We start from the raw sequence: 19225 nt of genomic DNA on the forward strand, positions 1-19225 counted from the left end.
TGGCGGTCTCGTGACGCCATCAGTCGACCACCCCCGACCCGACGAGGAGCAGCGTGAGACGTATTCTCCTGGCCCTGCTGATGGCCCTCGGCGTCGCCGGCACGACGGTCCCGGCCACTCCGGCGCACGCGGACCCGGTCGGCACCCTGGCCTGCCCCTCCATCCCCGCCAACCGCGACCCGGCGGTGACCCTGGTCGTCTACCGGGTCGCCCGGGCCTACAACGCCAACGACAAGGTGACGCTGTCCGCCTTCGAGGCGGGCTGGGTCGAGTCACACATGAACAACCTGCCGTGTGGCGACAAGTCGTCGCTCGGGGTGTTCCAGCAGCGCTGGGACTACGGGTGGGGCACTCCGGAGCAGATCATGGACCCGGTCTACGCCAGCACCCAGTACGTCACCCGGGCCATCGTCTGCGACCGCGACAACCCCCGTTACAGCGCGGGCCAGGTCGCCCAGTGCGTCCAACGGTCCGGCTTCCCCGACCGGTACGACCAGGCGGCCGCCACCGCCCGAGCCCAGCTCAACGAGGCGGCCCGCACCCACGCCATCGCCGGTGGATCCGCCACGGACGTTACCGGCGACGGCCGGGACGACATCGTCACCTTCACCCAGAACGCCCTCGCCGACGTCTACGTGGGCACGTCCACCGGCGGCTCCTACAGCGGCACCTCAGCAAAGTGGAACGACTTCTTCTCCCTCGGTGGCGAGACCGCCTCCACCGGCGACGTCAACGGCGACGGCCGCGACGACATCGTCACCTTCGCCCACAGCAACACCGGCGACGTGTACGTCGCGCTCTCCACCGGCACCTCGTTCGGTGCTGGCCTCAAGTGGCACGACTGGTTCGCGCCCGGCGCGGAGATCGGCGCGGTCGGCGACGTCAACGGCGACGGGCGCGACGACATCGTGGCGTTCACCCACAACCCCGCCGGTGACGTGTACGTCGCACTCTCCACCGGCACCGGCTTCGGCGTCGGCCTCAAGTGGCACGAGTTCTTCAGCCCGTTCGGCGAGTTCCCCGCGCTCGGCGACGTCAACGGCGACGGGCGCGACGACATCATCACCTTCACCCAGGGCCCCGCCACCGCCAGCGACGTCGTCGTCGCCCTGTCGAACGGCAGCTCCTTCGGCGCGGCACAGAAGTGGCACGACCTCTTCGCCGTCGGCGCCGAACTACCCCGGGTCGGTGACGTCAACGGCGACGGCAGAGACGACATCGTCACCTTCACCTGCGATCCCAACGCCGATGTGTACGTCGCCACCTCCACCGGCACCGGCTTCGCCGGGACCACTGTGAAGTGGCATGACTTCTTCTGCCTGGCCGGCGAGTTCCCCTACCTCGGCGACGCCAACGGGGACGGCAGGGACGACCTCATCGTCTTCACCAAGGGCGCCACCAACGATGTCAACGTCGCGCTCTCCACCGGCACCGGCTTCCTCGGCGCCACCCGATGGCACGACTTCTTCGGCCTCAACGGCGAGACGACGCTGTGATCAGCGGATTGGAGATCTCATGCGACTGACCAGACGCACGTGCACCCTCCTCCTGGCGGCGGCGCTGGCCGGCCAGGTCGCGGTCGCGCCGGCCGACGCGGCCGGACCCGCGGCACCCGGCTCGCTCACCGCCGACTTCACCCGGGCCGCCGCCGAGTTCGACGTGCCCCGGGACCTGCTGGTCGCCGTCGCCTACGGGGAGTCCCGGCTGGACGGGCACGGCGGCCTGCCCAGTCAGGCCAACGGGTACGGGGTCATGCACCTGGTCAGCAATCCCACCCAGCACAGCCTGGAGCGGGCGGCCACGCTCACCGGCGAACCGGTCGACCGCCTGCGCTCGGTCACCTTCGCCAACATCCGCGGCGGTGCGGCGGTGCTCCGCGACCTGGCCGACGACGAAGGGCTGTCCGGCGGGGCACGCGACCGGCTCTCCGCCTGGTATCCGGTGGTGGCGCGCTACAGCGCGGCCGTCGACGCGTCGACCGCCCGGCTCTACGCCGACCACGTCTACGACCTGCTGCGTACCGGAATCGCCGCCGGATCGGTACGGGTCGCGCCGCGACCGCTGCGACCCGAACTCGGTCGCTACGCGGGAGTCGCCCCCGCGGGCGCCCCCGGCGCGAACATCGCGGCGGCGGTGCCGGAGTACGCGCCGGCCCGCTGGGTGTCCGCCTACGGCGGCAACTACCAGGCCGGCCGGTCGGCGCGGATAACCACTGTGGTGGTGCACGTGACCCAGGGGTCGTACGCCGGCACGGTGAGCTGGTTCCAGAACCCGTCGGCGGGGGTGAGCGCGCACTACGTGGTGAAATCGAGCAACGGCGAGATCACCCAGATGGTGCGCGAGGGCGACACGGCGTATCACGCACGCTCGGCCAATCCCTACTCGGTGGGCATCGAGCACGAGGGCTTCGTCGACAATCCGGCCTGGTTCACCGACGCCATGTACCGGTCGTCCGCCGCGCTGACCCGCTACCTCTGCGACAAGTACGGGCTGCCGAAGACCCGTGCGTCGATCAAGGGACACAACGAGCTGCCCGGCAACGACCACACCGACCCGGGGCCGAACTGGAACTGGAACTACTACGTCTCCCTGGTCAACGCCGGCGGCTCGGGGGGCCGGTACCTGGCCGGCTCACCGACAGACTTCACCGGCGACGGCCGTGACGACATCGTCGCGTTCACCCAGGGCAGCCTCAACGACGTCTACGTGGCCACGTCCACCGGCAACGCCTTCGCCGGTACCTCGGTGAAGTGGAACGACTTCTTCGGCCTCAACGGCGAGACCCTGCTCAGCGGCGACGTCAACAGCGACGGCAGGGACGACGTCATCGCCTTCACCCACGGCACTCTCGGTGACGTCTACGTGGCCCTCTCCACCGGCACCAGTTTCGGCGGCGGTCAGAAGTGGCACGAGTGGTTCGCGCCGGGCGCGGAGGTCGGCGCGGTCGGCGACGTCAACGGCGACGGACGCGACGACATCATCGCTTTCACCCACGACACCAACGCCGACGTGTACGTGGCGTTGTCCACCGGCACGAGTTTCGGCCCCGGCCTCAAGTGGCACGAGTACTTTTCCATCCCCGGTGAGTACCCGGCCCTCGGCGACGTCAACGGCGACGGCCGCGACGACATCATCACCTTCACCCAGGGGCCGGCCACGGCGAGCGACGTGATCGTCTCCCTCTCCACAGGAAGCGGATTTGGCGCGCCCCAGACGTGGCACGACCTGTTCGCCGTCGGGACAGAACAACCCCGCGTCGGAGACATCAACGGCGACGGCCGCGACGACATCGTCACCTTCACCTGCAACGCCGACGCCGACGTCTACGCCGCCGTCTCCACCGGCACCTCGTTCGTCGGCACCACAGTCAAATGGAACGACCTCTTCTGCCTACCCGGCGAGTTCCCCTACCTGGGCGACTACAACGGCGACGGCAAGGACGACATCGTCGCCTTCACCAAGGGCAGCTTCAACGACGTCCACGTCGGCCTCTCCACCGGCACCACCTTCCTCGGCGCCACCAAATGGCACGACTTCTTCGGCCTCAACGGCGAAACCACCCTCTGACCCAAGGGAGACCGCACATGTTCGACGTTCCCCCGTCCACGTCGATCAGCCGGCGCCGGTTGATCGGTGGCTCGGCAGCGGCGGCCGCCGCCGGGCTGTTCGGCGGCGCCCTCGCCGGGTCGTCCGCCGCCCAGGCCGCAGGTGACGGGTACGGCCTGCGCATCGTCGACCGCAACGAGAACGGCGGCCGGCTGCAGTACTACCGCTTCGCCACCGACGCCGTCGAGTGGGATCCGGGCGTGAACGTGCTGCTACCCGACGGCTACCACACCAGCGGCAAGCGGTATCCGGTGCTGTACCTGCTGCACGGCGGCAACGCCGACTTCCGCACCTTCCACCTACAGGACAACATCGTCGGTCTGACTGCCGGCCGGGAGGTCATCGTCGTCATGCCGGACGCGTCGACCGGCTGGTACTCCAATCCGGTGACCAGCTTCGTTGGACCCCGCAACTGGGAGACGTTCCACATCGCCCAGTTGCTCCCGTGGATAGACGCGAACTTCCGGACGTTCGCCGAGTACAACGGGCGTGCGGTCGCGGGCTTCTCGATGGGCGGCTTCGGCGCGCTGAAGTACGCGGCCAAGTACTACGGCCACTTCTGCTCGGTCAGCTCGCACTCCGGGCCGGCCAGTCTCCGCCGAGACTTCGGACTGGTCGTGCACTGGGCGAATGCCACCTCCGCCGCGCTGGACCTCGGTGGAGGCACCGTCTACGGGGTCCCGCTGTGGGATGAGGCCCGGGTCAGCGCCGACAACCCGGTCCAGCGCATTCCAAGTTTCCAGAACAAGCGGATCTTCCTGGCGGCCGGAACCTCCCCCGACCCGGTCAATTGGTTCGACACCGTCAACGAGACCCAGGTCCTTGCCGGTCAGCGCGAGTTCCGCGCGGCACTCGCCCGAGCCGGCATCCCGCACGAGTGGCGCGAGGTGCCGGGTGGGCACTTCTTCCGCCACGACTTGTTCGTCCAGGACCTCAACGGAATGCTCGGACGCCTACGCCGCGCGGGCTGACCCCCGGTAGCGTCGACGGTCATGGCCACCAGCGTCGACGTGCGTCGGGCACTCGCCAGCCTCGCCGACCCCCGTCGCGCCGAGGCATCGAGCCGGTTCCTCCAGATGGTTCCCGGCGGGTACGGCGAGGGCGACCGGGCCCTCGGTGTCTCCGTGCCTGACCAGCGCACGGTGGCCGCCCGGTTCTGGCGCGACCTGTCGCTGGCCGAGACGACGAAGCTGCTCATCGAGGGCGCGCACGAGGAGCGGTTGACCGCGCTGTTCATCCTGGTGCGGAAGTTCGCCAAGGGCGACGAGCAGGAACGGAGTCGGATCTTCGGCACCGTCCTGGCCAACACCAGCCGCATCGACAACTGGGACCTGGTGGACTCGTCCGCGCCGTACATCGTCGGCCCCTGGCTGATCGACAGGGACCGGGGCGTCCTGGACCGGTTGGCCGAGTCGAGCCTCGTGTGGGAGCGGCGCACCGCCGTCATGGCGACCTTCGCCTTCATCAAGGCCGGTGACTTCGAGTGGACCTTCCGGCTCGGCGACCGGCTCCTGCACGACCCGCACGACCTCGTTCGGAAGGCGGTGGGCTGGATGCTGCGCGAGGTGGGCAACCGGGACAGAGCGGCGGAGGAGGAGTTCCTCGCCCGCCGCTACCTGGTGATGCCACGGGTGATGCTGCGGTACGCGATCGAGAAGTTCGAACCGCAGCGTCGCCGCGAGTACCTGTCCGGCATGCTCTAGTCGACCGCCCCGGCCGGTGGGATGGGAAAGTTCCGGTTGAAGACGTTGTCCGGGTCGTAGCTGGCCTTGATGGCACGCAGGCGGCCGAGGGTGGGCTCGGGCCAGGCATCCAGCAGTCGAGCCGGATCGGTGTCGCTCTCGAAGCTGAGGTACAGGCCGTCGAGGTGCGGGTACAGCTCGGCCCACAGCTTGTCGAGCTGGGGTCGGCGCTCCGGGACGGTGGCGGCGAGCACCGAGAAGTTCTGCTGCCGGTGCGGGTAGGCGGTCGCGTCCCGGGCGACGTCGTTGACCGCCCCACCGACGGACCGCACCTGCATGATCATCACGTCGCCGGAATGGATCATGTTGTCCATGAGGTCGGCCACCTGCGGTGTGACGTGGTGCAACAGGCCGCTGCGGGTGTCCTCCAGCCCCTGCCCCCGATGCTGGTTGCCCGGCGGCACGACGATCGCCGGGTACGGCACGAGCTGCGCCTGCTGGTCGAGGATCGGCCCGATCTCCAGGAACGGGCCCAGGGCGGACTGCGCCGCCTCGACATCGTCACCGGCGTACACGAGGGTGACCTGGGCAGCCGGAGGGTTGCCACGGCGGCCGGGAAAGAGGGAGAGGAAGCTCGTCAGCTCCCGTGGCGCGTCCTCGACCAGTCGGCCCCACCGGCGCAGCAGTCGGGCGGTGTCGGTCGCGTCCGCGACGAGCTGCGCGTAGACGACGTTGTCGACCTCGTACGCCTCCAGCTCGAGCGCGGTGACCACACCGAAGTTCCCGCCGGCGCCCCGGACGGCCCAGAACAGGTCGGGGTGATGCTCGTCGTCGACGCGGAGCAGGCGGCCGTCCGCGGTGACGATCTCGGCGGCAACGACGTGGTCGATGGTCAGGCCGTACCTGCGCGCCAGGTATCCGACGCCACCGGTGGTGGCGAGACCACCGACGCCCACGTCTCCGTAGTCGCCTGAGCTCATGGCCAGGCCGTGCGGGGCGAGTGCCTGGGCCACGTCGCCCCACCGGGCACCCGGTTCGAGCCGCACCCGACGGGTCGCCCGGTCGAGCACCTGGACCCTGTTCATCCTCGACATGTCGATGACGACTCCCCCGTCGTTCGTCGACCTGCCGCTGATGCCGTGCCCACCGCTGCGCACCGACAGGGGGACGTCCTGCGTCCGGGCGTACGACACGGCGTCGACCACCTCGGCGGCGTTCCGCGGACGGATCACCAGCGCCGGCGACCCTTGCCGGCTGTAGGTGTGGCGCACCCGCTCGTACTCCGGGTCACCGGGCTCGACGGAGCTGCTGACCAGCGACGGGGGCAGCGCGTCGTAGTCGAGAGCGGGGTGCCGCTCGGCCAACGCGACGGTTGTGCGGGTCGGCCCGCCGCCGACCTCACCGCCGGCGCGCTCCCTGGCTACCGCCTCCCGCAGCGCGGGGGCGATCTCCTGCCCGAGGGTCTGGATGAGGCGTGGCTCGTCACGGCCGATCAGGAAGGTGCTGAACCCCTCCTCGACGACCAGCGGAAGGAGCTGGTCGACCCACTGCGCGACAGGACCCTGGAGGAATCCGCGGCTGCGCGAGGAGACGTCGACAGTGAACAGGTTGAGCAGCCGTCGGATCTCCCGGGGCTCGCGGCCCGCGGCGATGGCCGCCTCGTCGATGAGCCGGTTGGCGGTCACCCGGTCCGGGGACCGCAGGTATTCCAGCGTCGGCAGCCAGCCGTTGGCCTTCTGGCCGGTCAGGGTCAGCATTTTCGGCTGGTACGCGCCGAGCCAGATGTCGATGTCATGTGCCGGCTTCGGGCCGCGCTGCATGCCGGGTACGGGGTAGTACTCCCCGGTCAGCCGCAGCGGTCCGGTGGCGGTGTCGTCCCAGACGCCGCGCAGGACATCGATCGCCTCGCGCAGCGCAGTGACGCCCTGCCCCGCGGTCAGCCTACGAGCCCCCATGCCCTCGATCCCGTCCCAGAACGCTCCGGCGCCGAGGCCCAGCTCGAAACGGCCGTGCGACAGCCGGTCCAGGCTCGCCGCAGCCCGGGCCAGCACGGCCGGCGGGCGCAGCGGCAGGCTGAGAACGTTCCCCGAGATCCGGAGCCGCTGCGTGCGGGCGGCGACCCAACTGAGCAGTGTCCAGGTGTCGAGGAACTCCGCGTTGTACGGGTGGTCCTGGAAGGTGACCAGGTCCAGCCCCGCCGCCTCGGTCTGCTCGGCCAGCGCCACCACCTGGTCCGGGTTGTGCACGCTGGGTGTCAGGAACGACCCAAACCGGAGTTCGTGCCCGTAGTCCGACATTGCTTCACCATCCACCGATCGTTTGATCAATCAAACATATTGTGCACCTATCGTTTGTCAGACAACTTATCTGCGACGCAAATCATTCCTGGGTCCCCGTCGGCCCTTCCCTCCTGAGAGGGAGTGCCTTCCCCTGCCAGCGGGGCCCGCCCACGCTGGGACGCCGGCAGGATCGGTCCATGACGACATCGACACGGATCGTCGGGCGAAGCGTCCATGGTCTGACGTACGCGGTGCTCGGCTGGGCCGTGGCATACGGGGGCGTGCGTCTGGCCTGGACGGTCGGCGAGGCTCCGGAGTTCGGGCGGCTCGGGCTCGACCTGCTCGGCTTCACCGGCTGGTGGTCGGTGGCGTTGTGCGCGGCCGCGGGCGGGCTGGCGGTTGCCCTGGACCGGGCGGCGACCTGGCGGCCAGCGCTTGCCGGGCTCGCCTGGGCTGTCGCTGGAGCGCTGGTCGCGGCGGCCGCGATCCTGCTGCCGGAGCTGGTGGGCTTCCTGCTGTTCACCGTCGGCCCGTTCTTCGACCCGTTGGCGTTCGTCAGCCGGCTCGGTTGTGTCACCGGAGCGGTACTGCTCACTCTGGCCACCGGGCGCTATCAGCGGCGCACCCGGGGCGACTGCCCGGCCTGCTGCCGGACGGTCCGACCAGGTACGCGGCGCTCGGCACCCGCGCGGTGGGCGCGCTGGGCCGCGTGGGTCGCCGTGGGCGGTCTCGTGACCCGCTTCGCGGCCCAGTTCGTGGTCGGGTTCGACAGCGTCGACCAGAGCGCCTCCCTGCTCGGGTTGGAGATCGGCCTGGTGCTGGCCGGAGTGCTGTTGCCACTGGCGCTGGTGCATCACTGGGGTGAGGTCTGGCCGTGGTGGGTTCCGCTGCTCGCCGGCCGGACGATTCCTCGCCTCGTGCTTCTGGTGCCCGGCTTCGGGCTCGGCGCGGGCATCGTGGCCTACTTCGGCATGGGCATGGTGCAGGTGACGACGGGCTCGCACAGCGAGTTCTCCGACGCGTTCCTGTGGGTGGCGATGTCGGCGTACCTCGTCATCGGGCTGGGCCTGCTCGTCGCCTCCACCGACCACCACCTGCGCACTCGCAGCCCGTGCGGTGCGTGCGGCCGGTGACGGGGCCGCTGAACGAGGGTCGAATGCATTGACAGGAATCGTTGGACGAATTAACTTTCTGAATCAAGCACCTGGGAGCGCTCCCAACCACTCACCGTCCGACCATCGCTCAAACTCGCCACAGCTGAGCCCTCCCGAGGCGTGGATACCACCACCAGTTCAGGAGGAGTTTCAATGAGAAGAAGCGGAAGAGCGAGGAACGTCGCCCTGCTGTCGGCCGGCGCCGTCCTGCTGGCGTCGGTCGGGGTCGCGATGGCGGTGCCGGCGGGAGCCGCAGCCGCCGGCTGCAGGGTGGACTACAGCGTGTCGTCGCAGTGGCAAGGTGGCTTCGGCGCGAACGTCACCATCACCAACCTCGGTGACGCGGTGACGAGTTGGACGCTGACCTGGAACTACAACGCCGGCCAGACCGTCACCCAGGCTTGGAACACGACACTGACGCAGAGCGGGACCGCGGTCACCGCCAGGAACGTCGGCTACAACGGGGCCATACCGACCAACGGGACGGTCTCGTTCGGCTTCAACGGATCCTGGACCGGCAGCAACCCCGATCCCACCACCTTCGCGTTGAACGGGGTGGGCTGCACCGGTGGCACAGAGCCGACCCCGCCACCGACGACGACTCCGCCGCCGACCGACCCGCCGCCACCCACCGGGCCGGCGGACATCACTGTGAACAACGCGACCAGGTACCAGACCGTCGACGGGTTCGGGGCCGCGCAGTCGATCTGGGGTAGCGCCTGGTCGACGACGGACACCCAGACGTTGGTCGGGATGGGTGCCAACCAGTTGGGGCTGTCGATCGTGCGGACCGGGTTGTCGCCAGTGTCCAGCGAGTGGGCGACGCACGTGAACTCGTTGAAGACGGCGAAGTCGTACGGGTCGAACGTGAAGATCCTCGCCTCGCCGTGGACCGCGCCGGCGGCGTGGAAGACCAACAACAGCCGGGTCAACGGCGGCAAGCTGAAGACCGACTACTACGACGACTACGCCAACCACCTCAACAGCTACGTGCAGTACATGCGTGGCCAGGGCGTACCCATCGACGTCACCTCGGTGCAGAACGAGCCGGACTGGCACCCGGACTACGACTCGATGGACTGGAGCGGCACCGAGCTGCGCACCTTCGTCCGCGACCAGGGCACCAGGGTGCAGAACACCAAGCTGATGGTGGCCGAGGCGGTGAACATGAACTACAACTTCACCGACCCGACCCTCAACGACGCGACCGCCCGCAACAACATCGGCTACATCGGCGGGCACCTCTACGGCACCGAGGAGTCCGGCCGACTGCGGCCGTACTCGCTGGCCGAGCAGCACAACAAGCCGGTGTGGATGACCGAGTGGAACCTGCACGCCGCCGACGGTGGCGGCTCCAACATCTGGGGCAACCCCGCCAACGCGGCGGTCTGGAACGAGACCCTCGACGACATCATGCGCACCGTGCACAAGTCGATGGAGGCCAACTGGAACGCCTACATCTGGTGGTACGGCAAGCGCTACTACTCCTTCATCGGTGACGGCGAATCGGCGTTCGGCACCGTCGCGGGCGCACCCCTCAAGCGCGGGTACGCCTTCTCGCAGTACGCGAAGTACGTGCGCCCCGGCTACCAGCGGGTCGCCCTGACGAAGAGCTCGAAAGCCTCCCCGCTGGAGGTGACCGCCTACCAGGGCGACGGGAAGATCACCCTGGTGATCCTCAACCGCTCCAACAGCGCGGTCAACAACGCCGTGATCCAGGCCCCGCAGAACGTCACCCGGGCCGAGCACTACCTCACCTCGCAGAACGCCAACGCGGCCAGCCAGCCCACCAGCGTCAACGGCGGTCAGGCCACCATCAACGTCGGCGCCCGCAGCATCTCCACCCTCGTGTTCACCCTCTGAACACCTCGGTCACCACGTACGTCGCGGGAGCCCCGGCCATACGCCGGGGCTCCCGCCCGTCGACGGGGTTCGGATCGTCGGCTGGTCAGGTGGCTGTCGGCGACGCCGTGCTCTGCCGCACCACGAGCTTGGGGACGACCAGCGGCAGGCGGTGCGGCACCGTGTCGTCGATGGCCTGGGTGACAGCGGTGATGGCCCGCCGCCCGACCGCGTCGAAGTCCTGCTGGATCGTGGTCAGGGGTGGGATGAGGTAGGGCGCCTCGGGGACGTCGTCGAATCCGACGACGGAGATCTCGTGCGGCACCCGCCGTCCACGCTCGTGCAGCGCGCGCAGCACACCGATGGCCATCTGGTCGTTGGCGGCGAACACCGCCGTGGCCCCGGGCATCTCGTCGACCCGCAGCCCGGCGAGGTAGCCGCTGTGCGCTCTCCAGTCGCCCTCGACCGGCTCCGGCGGGCGTAGACCCGCCGCACTCATCGCCTGACGCCAGCCTTCGAGTCGGGCACGGGCCTCCGCCCAGTTGAGCGGGCCGCTCACGTGCACGATCTCCCGGTGCCCGAGGTCGAGGAGGTGGTCGGTGGCCATCCGGGCGCCGAGCACCTGGTCGACGCCGACTGTCACGCTGGCCCGGGACACGTCGCCCTCCACGACGACGAACGGGACGCTCGATCGCGTCATCCGCACCACCTCGAGGGCCTCGTCGTTGCCGGCGATCATCACGACGCCCTCCACGCCGACGCGCATGAGGTGTTCGGTGGCGTCGCTGAGCGCCCGTACCGTCACCTCGGACAGGCTCACCGAGGTGGCGAAGTAGCCGGCCGCCCGGGCCGCGTCCTCGACGCTGCGATGGATGCTGGTCGGACCAAACAGTGTCCTGGCCGTGCCGATGATGCCGATCATCCCGGACCGTCCGCGAACCAACGCGCGGGCCGCGGTGTTGGGGCGGTAGTCGAGCCGTCGGATCGCTTCGAGGACCCGTTCCCGGGTCTCGCGCCTGATGCTGGGCGCGCCGTTGATGACCCGGGACACCGTCTGGTGTGACACGCCCGCCAGACGAGCGACGTCAGCCATGACCGGTGGCCGGTCGGCCGCCGTCACAGCGGCCTTTGTGTGAACTCGCACTGGCGGGCCATCCGTTCTTCCATGGAGTCAGTTCCTCGTGGGCCTCGTCCGTTCGTGGCCGTCAGTGTGAGTGACGGGGCACCGCGCTGCCGCTGCCACCGACGAGGAAGTCGAGGTCCGCGCCGCTGTCTGCCTGCTGAACGTGTTCGCTGTAGAGCCGTACCCATCCCCGGTCGGCCACCGGCTTCGGAGGCTGCCAGGCGGCGCGGCGTACGGCGAGCTCCGCGTCGTCGACCAGAAGGTCGAGGCGGCGCGTCGCGACGTCGACGGAGATCAGGTCGCCGCTGCGTACCAGCGCGAGCGGACCGCCCACTGACGCCTCCGGTGCCACGTGCAGGACGCAGGTGCCGTAGCCGGTGCCGCTCATTCGGGCGTCGGAGATCCGCACCATGTCCGTGATGCCGTCGGCGAGCAACCGTCGTGGCATGGGCACGTTGCCCACCTCCGGGAAGCCGGGGTAGCCCCGGGGGCCGGCGTTGCGGACGACGATCACCGTGTCGGGGGTGACGTCGAGGTCCGGATCGTCGGCGGCGACGACGTACTCCTCGATCCGGTCGAAGACGAGCGCCGGGCCGGTGTGCGTGAGGAGGTGGGCGGAGGCGGCGGAGACCTTCAACACCGCCCCGGACGGCGCGAGCGAGCCGCGCAGCACCACGGTGCCCGACCCGGCGGGCTGGAACGGCTCCTCCATGGTGGCGATGACGTCCCGGTTCCAGCACTGGGCGCCGTCGACGTTCTCCGCCACGCTCCTGCCGCTGACGGTGATGTGGTCCATGTGCAGCAGCGGGGCGAGTTCCTTCATCACCACCGGGAGGCCGCCCGCGTAGGCGAAGTCCTCCATCAGGTACGTCCCGGACGGCATGAGGTTGACGAGCATGGGCACGTCGGCGGTGAGGGTGTCGAAGTCCTCCAACGACAGGGGAACGCCGAGGCGTCCGGCGATCGCGAGCAGGTGTACGACAGCGTTGGTGGAGCCGCCGATGGCGGCGTTGACCCGGACGGCGTTCTCGAACGCCTGCCTGGTGAGCACCGAGGACAACCGTTGGTCCTGTTCGACCATGGCGACGATCCGGCGTCCGGCGGCTTGCGCGAGCGCGTACCGCCGGGAGTCGACCGCCGGCACCGCGGCCGCCCCCGGTAGCTGCACACCCAGCGCCTCGGTCACACAGGCCATCGTGGAGGCGGTACCCATTGTCATGCAGTGGCCCCGGCTGCGGGACATGCCGACCTCCGCCTCGGAGCAGTCGGCCGCCGTCATCCGACCGGCCCGCATCTCCTCGGTGAAGCGCCAGACGACGGTGCCGGAGCCGATGTCCTGGCCGCGGAACTTGCCGTTGAGCATCGGGCCACCGGTCAACATCAGTGTCGGCAGGTCGACGCTCGCCGCTCCCATCAGCAGGCCGGGGGTGGTCTTGTCACAGCCGGAGAGCAGGACCACCCCGTCGAGCGGGTTGGCGCGGACCGACTCCTCCAGCTCCATCGCCAGCAGGTTGCGGTAGAGCATGGTCGTGGGTCGCATCAGCGGCTCGCCCAGGCTCATCGCCGGGAACTCCAGCGGCAGGCCCCCGCTCTCCCACACGCCCCGCTTCACCGACTCGGCCAGGTCGCGCAGGTGGGCGTTGCAGGGTGTCAGCTCCGACCAGGTGGTGGCGATGCCGATCACCGGGCGACCGTCGAAGACGTCGTCCGCGAACCCCTGGTTGCGCATCCAGGACCGATGGATGAACCCGTTGCGGCCTTCCGCACCGAACCACTCCCCGCTGCGCAGCGGTCGATTCGTCGTCGACATCAGCACACCTCTCTGTCATCCGTCCGGCCGCGTCCTGCGCGGCGATCAATGCGCGTGTGGTGGATTGGCTGGTGGCGCCGCGCGGCCTACCGGAGACCTCCGACGGAGAGGCCGCCGCGCCAGTGTCGTTGCAGGCTGAAGAACGCGATGATCAGCGGAATCACGGACACCAGGGAGCCCAGGATGATGAGGCTCCACAGCGAGGTGGTTCCCGCGTTGTTCGCGGACGCGATTCCCTGCCAGAGGCCAAGGCCGACGGTGACCGGGAAGAGCCGGTTGTCGGAGAGCATGGCCAGCGGCAGGAAGTAGTTGTTCCAGGACGCCACGGCCGACAGGAGCAGCACGGTGACCACAGCGGGACGCATCAGCGGAAGGGCGATCTGGATGAAGGTCCGTATCTCTCCCGCGCCGTCGACCCGCGCCGCGTCCAGGAGCTCGTCGGGCACCGCGTCGCGCGCGTACACGTGCATCAGGTAGACGCCGAACGGGTTGAGCAGCGACGGGAGGATCACCGCCCAGACCGTGTTCGTGAGGCCGAGCCGGGAGAACATGATGAAGGTCGGGATGACCAGAGCGGTGGCGGGCACCATCAGCGCGCCGAGCACGATGGCGAAGCTGAAGCGTCGGGCGGCGAACCGGTACTTGGCGAACCCGTAACCGGCCATGACCGCCAGGACGGTGGCGCCGACCCCGCCGGCGATGGCGTAGAGCGTGGAGTTGAGCATCCACCGCAGGTAGATGCCACCGTCGTAGGTGAAGAGCTGCCGCAGGTTCCCGAGGTAGTCGACCTGGTCGGTGAACCAGAGGGTGTTGCCGCCGCCGAACAGCCCGGGTGCGTCCTTGGAACTGTTGACGATGACCCACCAGAACGGTACGAGGAAGTAGATCACCAGGAAGCCGAGGAGGATCTGCAGGGGGAGATAGCGCTGCGGTCGGCGGGCGCCGGCGCGGACGCTGGTGTGGTTGGTCATCAGAGGAAGCTCCTCCGCTTGCGGGTGAAGAACAGGAAGGCGTACACGCAGATGAACACGAGCCCGCCGAGGGCGAAGGAGATCGCCGACCCGTAGTTGAAGTTGGCGAGCGAGAACGCCTGTTGGTACGCGTACATGTTCGGGGTGAAGTCCGAGCCGATGGTGCCCGCGGCGAGGTATCGCAGGATCTGCGGTTCGTTGAAGAACTGCAGGGTGCCGATGAGCGAGAAGACCAGGATGAGGATCAGGGCGGGCGCGATCAGCGGGATCTTGATCCGGGTCGCGATCTGCCACCGCCCGGCGCCGTCCATCCGGGCCGCCTCGTAGAGCGTCGGGTCGACGCCCTGCAACGCCGCGTACAGGATGATCATGTAGTAGCCGGCCCACTGCCAGGTGACGACGTTGAGCAGCCCATAAAAGATCAGGTCGCTGCTCAGGAAGTCGGGTGCGGTGGCGCCGAACAGCCCGAAGATGTCGGTGAGCGGGCCGAAGCCCCTGCTGTAGAGGAACCCCCACATCACGGCCCCGATGACTGTGGGGATCGCGTACGGCAGGAAGATCATGAGGCGGGAGAAACGGGCGAACACTGTGGTCACCGAGTCCAGGATGAGGGCCAGCGCGAGCGCGATGACGATCTGCAGCGGGATCGAGACCAGCGAGAAGCGGATGACGAACCACGCCCCGGACAGGAAGCTCGGGTCGGTGAACGCCTTCACGTAGTTGTCGAAGAGAACGAAGCTGGTGCCGCCGATCAGCTTCTTCTGGAAGAGACTGAGGTACAGCGCGTAGGCCAGCGGCGCGATGAGGAACGCCAGGAACACGATCCCGAACGGCCCGACGAAGAGCCACCCCATCAGGTGTTCGCGGAGGTGCACCTTGCCACGGATCTTGCGCGTCTCAGGTTGAGGACGCGGTGCGCGCTTCTCGGTCAGGAGTGTCATCTTGGTCTCCGGGACGTGGACGGTGAGGGTGGAGGGTGGGCCGGCCGCTCAGTGCGGCGCGGCCCACCCATCCGGTCACTGAACGGTGAAGCCTTGTTCCTTGGCGTACTTCGCCACGTCCTCCTGGAGCCGGTCGGCAGCCTGCGAACCGGTGACGGAGCCCTTGATGATCTCGCTGACCTGCTTCGTCATGGCGTCGAGGTAGTACTGACCGAACGGGGCGTACGCGACGCCCTTGTAGGCGTCCGCGGCGGGAAGGTAGACCTCCTTGTTCGCCTGCTGGCCGTCGAAGAACGCCACCTTCAGGTCGACGAACGCGGGGTCCTTGAGCGCCGTGAGGTTCAGCGGGAAGATGATCTGGTTGGTCCAGCCGTCGGTGAGTGACTCCTTGTCGGCGTAGAGGCCGTAGGCGACCTTCGCGGCCAGCTCCGGCTTCTTGGCCTGCTTGGTCACCGAGAAGGCCGACCCACCCCAGTTGACCTGCACCGGGTTGGCCGAGTCCCACTGCGGCAGCGGCGCCACCGCGAACTTGCCGGTGTCCTGCCCCTTACCGACACCCGCGCCGGTGAGATAGCCGGGCGCCCAGGCCGCCGAGATGTACGTCGCGTAGTTGCCGTTGATGACGCCGGAGATGTATTCCGGGGTGAACTGGTCCTGCGTACCGACCAGGCCCTTCTTGGCGAGGCCGCCCCAGTAGTCCAGCACGTCCTTGGACGCCTGGTCGTTGAGCTTCACCCCGATCGCCTTCGGCTGCGCCGGATCGTAGGTGAAGGGAGCAGCGCCCTTCTGGATCTGCAGCGCCATGGTGAGCGCCGAGACGTTCGCGCCGAGGTCACCGAAGAGCGGGCCGCCGGCGTCCTTGACCTTCTGGGCGGCCTGCTCGTACTCGGCCCAGGTCTTCGGCGGCGTGATCTTGTACTTGTCGAAGATGTCCTTCCGGTAGATCATCGCCACCGGGCCGCCGTCGACCGGGACGCCGTAGACCTTGTCGCCGACCGACACGTCCTTCCAGGCGCCCTCGCCGTAGTTGGCCTTGACCGCGTCGAAGCCGTACTGCTTGATGTCGACGAGCGCGCCCTGGATCTGGAACGTCGGGATCCGGTCCGCCTCGACCATGATCACGTCTGGTGCGCCGGTGCCCGCCGAGATGGCGGTCTGGAACTTGTCGTACTCGTCACTGCCCTGGCCGACGTTGGTCCAGCAGACCTGCACATCGTCGTGCTGCTTGTTGAAGTTGTCGACGACGAGCTGGGTGTTGGGGTACCAGCCCCACATCGTCACGACCGGCACGTTCTGCTTGGTGATGGTGTTCGTGCAACTGCTCGCGTTGCTGCCGCCCTCGTCGGAGGAGCAGGCGACGAGGCCGGTCCCCGCCGCGAGCATGGCTACCGTGGCGAATATTCGTCTTCTCTTCATTGAGATGGTTCCCTTCGGCGATGGCGGTGCACTGCATCCATGCGCTGGCGGGCGCCACCGGGGGCAGGAAGCCCTGCTCCCGGTGGCGTCGCCAGCGACGGCTCCTAGCGCTTGAACAGACGGGGCGCCAGGTCGATGAGGTTCTTCTGCCACACGTCCCAGCCGTGCGGCCCGGGGGTGACCCCGTCGAACTCGTAGCGGATACCGAGGTTGTCCAACGTGGTCAGCGACGCCATGAAGCTCGGGTACACGAAGTCGGTCTGGTCACCGACGTAGAGGCGCAGCATCCTGGTGCCGTTGTTGATCGCCGCCACGTCGACGCCGGTGCCGCTGCCGAAACCGGCCGAGAACGCGGCGACGTAGGCGAACTCACCCGGGTAGGCCCGCAGCACTCCGAACGCCTGCCCGCCGCCCATCGACAGACCGGCGAGGGCCTGCTGCGACGGATCGCTGGAGATGTTGTAGCGGTCACGGGCCGTCGGAACGATGTTCTCCCGCAGTTCCCGGTTGAAGTTCGACGAGTTGCCGTTGCCCATCACGACGACCATCGGCGTCAGGTCGCCGTCGAGAAACTGATTGTCGAGGATCTGCTTGGCGCGGCCCATCTCCACCCAGTCCGTGTAGTTCTGGCCGCCGCCGTGCTGGAGGTAGAGGACCGGGTACGGCTGCGTACGGTTCGGGTCGTACCCGGGTGGGGTCCACACCAGCGCGGTGCGGTCCTGGCCGGCCACCGTGCTGGGGTAGGTCATGCTCTCGACCTTCCCGCCACGACCGGCGGGTACGTCCGACAGCAGTCGGGCACCCGGCCCGGGGATGAAGAAGGTGCTCCACATCGGCTCGGTGGTGACAGTCGTCGGGTTGGAGGTGTCCTTGACCGCGACCCGGTCCACGATCAGCCGGTAGTAGTAGAACCAGGGCTTCAACGGGCCCACCGTGGCCCGCCACCGGTCACCGTCGCGGGTCAGTGGCAGTCGCAGCCAACTGCCGCCCGGTGCGACGTTCGCCCAGACCGTGACGTGCTGAGCGTCAGCGAAGTCAGTGGTCGTCTCGAAGGTGACGAACCCGTCCTCGGTGACGAAGGGCGTCGGGGTGGTGCCGGCCGGCGGCGGGGTGAACTCCCGCTTGAGCGGCTGGTGACCGGGGCTCGGCCCGTGGTCCCGCACGTGACCGAACAGTCGCGGCAGGAAGTCGACGAGGTTCTCCTGCCAGGTGGTCCAGGTCGCGCCGCCGTCCGGGTTGACCCCGTCGAACTCGAACCGGACGTCGGCCCGTTCCAACGCCTTCGTCAGCCGGTAGGTGGTGTTGTACGCGGGATCGGTGACGTTGCCCGTGTAGAGGCGGAGCAGCTTGACACCGCGGTTGATCGCCTTGGCGTCCTTCCGGTCGATCTCCGGCGCCGACGTGCCCGAGAACCAACCCACGTGACCGAACTGACCCGGCTTGGTGAGCGCGGCCCGCACCGCGTCCGTCGCACCGTCGGACACGCCCGCGATGGCCTGGTGCGCCGGGTCGCGAAGGACCCGGTACCTGTCGGTGACCGACTTCCCGAGGTCCTTCAACCCCTTGTCATCGGAGCCGTCGACATCGTTGATCACCACCACCATCGGACGGATGGCGCCCGCGGCCGAGAGGTTGTCGAGGATCTGCTTGGCTCGACCGAGGTCGAGCCAGTCGGTGGCGGCCACGCCGTCCCCCGACTGGAGGAAGAGCGCCGGGTAACCCTTCGGGCTCTTGGCCGCGTAACCCGGTGGCGTCCAGACCAGGGCGGAGCGCTGCGCGTTCCCGGCCCGATAGGTCAGCGTCTCGATCTTGCCGCCGGTGCCGGCCGGCGCGTCGAGCAGCCATCGTGCCGAGTCACCCGCGACGAGGAAGGTGCTCAGGAGCGGGTTGGACGCGACACTGGTGCTGTTCGTCGGGTCCTTGATGGTCAAGGTGTCGTCGGCGGTGAGCTGGTAGTTGTAGAGCCCCGGCTCCAACGCGCCGAGAACACCCGACCACACGTCACCCCGACGGGTCAGACCGAACTCCGCCCAGCTGGCCGACGGGCCGAAGTTTCCCTCGACGACGACCTGCGAGACGGTGCCCAGGTGCTCCTGGACGTACGCCGCCGGGACGGCGAACGTGGCGTAGCGGTCCGCGGAGACGTTCAGCCACGGCGTGTCCGCCGCAGCTGGTTGCGGCGCGAGGAGCACCGCCGCGGCGGCGATGACCCCGGCGGTGAACGCTGCCGAGAGTCGACGGCGTACGCCTAGCTGGCGTAAACGCCCGTGATACTGTCCGGTAACCACACTCCACTCCCTTCATGCGCCGGCAGCGGATGCGACCCGTCTGACCGGCTCAACTCAACGGTGGATCTGGCCGTGCGTGCTGCGTACACCTCCTTCAGGCTGCCGCCACGGGC

Annotated in this window: 13 protein-coding genes; 6 read left to right on the forward strand and 7 right to left on the reverse strand. The window is 68.7% G+C overall.

All coding sequences use genetic code 11. The features are described from left to right. Positions 1-53: 53 nt before the first annotated feature. Genes ABZU43_RS10495 through ABZU43_RS10510 form a run of 4 tightly spaced genes read left to right on the forward strand, consistent with a single transcriptional unit; the run spans position 54 to position 5309 of the window. A complete protein-coding gene (locus ABZU43_RS10495) occupies positions 54-1496 on the forward strand; it encodes a VCBS repeat-containing protein (protein ID WP_355006235.1) in 1443 nt (480 codons plus the stop codon). A gap of 19 nt (positions 1497-1515) precedes the next feature. Further along, a complete protein-coding gene (locus ABZU43_RS10500; protein WP_355006236.1) occupies positions 1516-3567 on the forward strand; it encodes an N-acetylmuramoyl-L-alanine amidase in 2052 nt (683 codons plus the stop codon). A gap of 17 nt (positions 3568-3584) precedes the next feature. Beyond that, positions 3585-4577: an esterase family protein gene (locus ABZU43_RS10505; RefSeq protein WP_355006237.1), complete on the forward strand. Its 993-nt coding sequence runs from the start codon at positions 3585-3587 to the stop codon at positions 4575-4577. 21 nt (positions 4578-4598) lie between these two features. Further along, positions 4599-5309 (forward strand): DNA alkylation repair protein, encoded by a 711-nt coding sequence (locus ABZU43_RS10510; protein ID WP_355006238.1) that lies wholly within the window; start codon positions 4599-4601, stop codon positions 5307-5309. Here ABZU43_RS10510 and ABZU43_RS10515 read toward each other — a convergent pair. Then, positions 5306-7585 carry an LLM class flavin-dependent oxidoreductase gene (locus ABZU43_RS10515; protein WP_355006239.1) on the reverse strand — a complete coding sequence of 760 codons (2280 nt, stop codon included), beginning with the start codon at positions 7583-7585 and terminating at the stop codon, positions 5306-5308. The genes ABZU43_RS10510 and ABZU43_RS10515 overlap by 4 nt on opposite strands. A 179-nt stretch (positions 7586-7764) precedes the next feature. Between ABZU43_RS10515 and ABZU43_RS10520 the strand changes: the two genes are divergently transcribed. Both ABZU43_RS10520 and ABZU43_RS10525 read left to right on the forward strand, forming a co-directional pair. Beyond that, positions 7765-8700, forward strand: coding sequence for a hypothetical protein (locus ABZU43_RS10520; protein WP_355006240.1), 936 nt, complete (start codon positions 7765-7767; stop codon positions 8698-8700). A 174-nt stretch (positions 8701-8874) separates the two neighbouring features. Next, positions 8875-10584 (forward strand): cellulose binding domain-containing protein, encoded by a 1710-nt coding sequence (locus ABZU43_RS10525; RefSeq protein WP_355006241.1) that lies wholly within the window; start codon positions 8875-8877, stop codon positions 10582-10584. Between the two features lie 85 nt (positions 10585-10669). On the opposite strand, the gene ABZU43_RS10530 is transcribed toward ABZU43_RS10525, so the two are convergent. The 6 genes from ABZU43_RS10530 to ABZU43_RS10555 all read right to left on the reverse strand — a co-directional run bounded on the left by ABZU43_RS10530 (position 10670) and on the right by ABZU43_RS10555 (position 19112). Then, positions 10670-11656: a LacI family DNA-binding transcriptional regulator gene (locus ABZU43_RS10530; protein WP_355006242.1), complete on the reverse strand. Its 987-nt coding sequence runs from the start codon at positions 11654-11656 to the stop codon at positions 10670-10672. Positions 11657-11768: 112 nt separating this feature from the next. Then, positions 11769-13496 (reverse strand): IlvD/Edd family dehydratase, encoded by a 1728-nt coding sequence (locus tag ABZU43_RS10535; RefSeq protein ID WP_355006243.1) that lies wholly within the window; start codon positions 13494-13496, stop codon positions 11769-11771. A gap of 86 nt (positions 13497-13582) precedes the next feature. Then, positions 13583-14467 carry a carbohydrate ABC transporter permease gene (locus tag ABZU43_RS10540; protein WP_355006244.1) on the reverse strand — a complete coding sequence of 295 codons (885 nt, stop codon included), beginning with the start codon at positions 14465-14467 and terminating at the stop codon, positions 13583-13585. Continuing rightward, the gene (locus ABZU43_RS10545) at positions 14467-15408 is read right to left on the reverse strand and encodes a sugar ABC transporter permease (RefSeq protein WP_355006245.1); all 942 of its coding nucleotides are present in this window, start codon (positions 15406-15408) and stop codon (positions 14467-14469) included. Before ABZU43_RS10545 ends, ABZU43_RS10540 begins: the two co-directional genes overlap by 1 nt. 75 nt (positions 15409-15483) lie before the next feature. Beyond that, positions 15484-16824 carry an extracellular solute-binding protein gene (locus tag ABZU43_RS10550; protein WP_355006246.1) on the reverse strand — a complete coding sequence of 447 codons (1341 nt, stop codon included), beginning with the start codon at positions 16822-16824 and terminating at the stop codon, positions 15484-15486. A gap of 104 nt (positions 16825-16928) precedes the next feature. Then, entirely contained in the window at positions 16929-19112 is a 2184-nt protein-coding gene (locus ABZU43_RS10555; protein ID WP_355006247.1) for an alpha/beta hydrolase-fold protein, read from the reverse strand. Between the last annotated feature and the right edge of the window lie 113 nt (positions 19113-19225).

This window comes from Micromonospora sp. NPDC005205 (genome assembly GCF_040608275.1).
Taxonomy (GTDB): domain Bacteria; phylum Actinomycetota; class Actinomycetes; order Mycobacteriales; family Micromonosporaceae; genus Micromonospora.

Excerpts from the sequence above, each read along its gene's own strand:
- ABZU43_RS10500 (WP_355006236.1), top strand. The coding sequence starts at position 1,516 with ATGCGACTGACCAGACGCACGTGCACCCTCCTCCTGGCGGCGGCGCTG.
- ABZU43_RS10505 (WP_355006237.1), top strand. The coding sequence starts at position 3,585 with ATGTTCGACGTTCCCCCGTCCACGTCGATCAGCCGGCGCCGGTTGATC.
- ABZU43_RS10510 (WP_355006238.1), top strand. The coding sequence starts at position 4,599 with ATGGCCACCAGCGTCGACGTGCGTCGGGCACTCGCCAGCCTCGCCGAC.
- ABZU43_RS10515 (WP_355006239.1), bottom strand. The coding sequence starts at position 7,585 with ATGTCGGACTACGGGCACGAACTCCGGTTTGGGTCGTTCCTGACACCC.
- ABZU43_RS10520 (WP_355006240.1), top strand. The coding sequence starts at position 7,765 with ATGACGACATCGACACGGATCGTCGGGCGAAGCGTCCATGGTCTGACG.
- ABZU43_RS10525 (WP_355006241.1), top strand. The coding sequence starts at position 8,875 with ATGAGAAGAAGCGGAAGAGCGAGGAACGTCGCCCTGCTGTCGGCCGGC.
- ABZU43_RS10530 (WP_355006242.1), bottom strand. The coding sequence starts at position 11,656 with ATGGCTGACGTCGCTCGTCTGGCGGGCGTGTCACACCAGACGGTGTCC.
- ABZU43_RS10535 (WP_355006243.1), bottom strand. The coding sequence starts at position 13,496 with ATGTCGACGACGAATCGACCGCTGCGCAGCGGGGAGTGGTTCGGTGCG.
- ABZU43_RS10540 (WP_355006244.1), bottom strand. The coding sequence starts at position 14,467 with ATGACCAACCACACCAGCGTCCGCGCCGGCGCCCGCCGACCGCAGCGC.
- ABZU43_RS10545 (WP_355006245.1), bottom strand. The coding sequence starts at position 15,408 with ATGACACTCCTGACCGAGAAGCGCGCACCGCGTCCTCAACCTGAGACG.
- ABZU43_RS10550 (WP_355006246.1), bottom strand. The coding sequence starts at position 16,824 with ATGAAGAGAAGACGAATATTCGCCACGGTAGCCATGCTCGCGGCGGGG.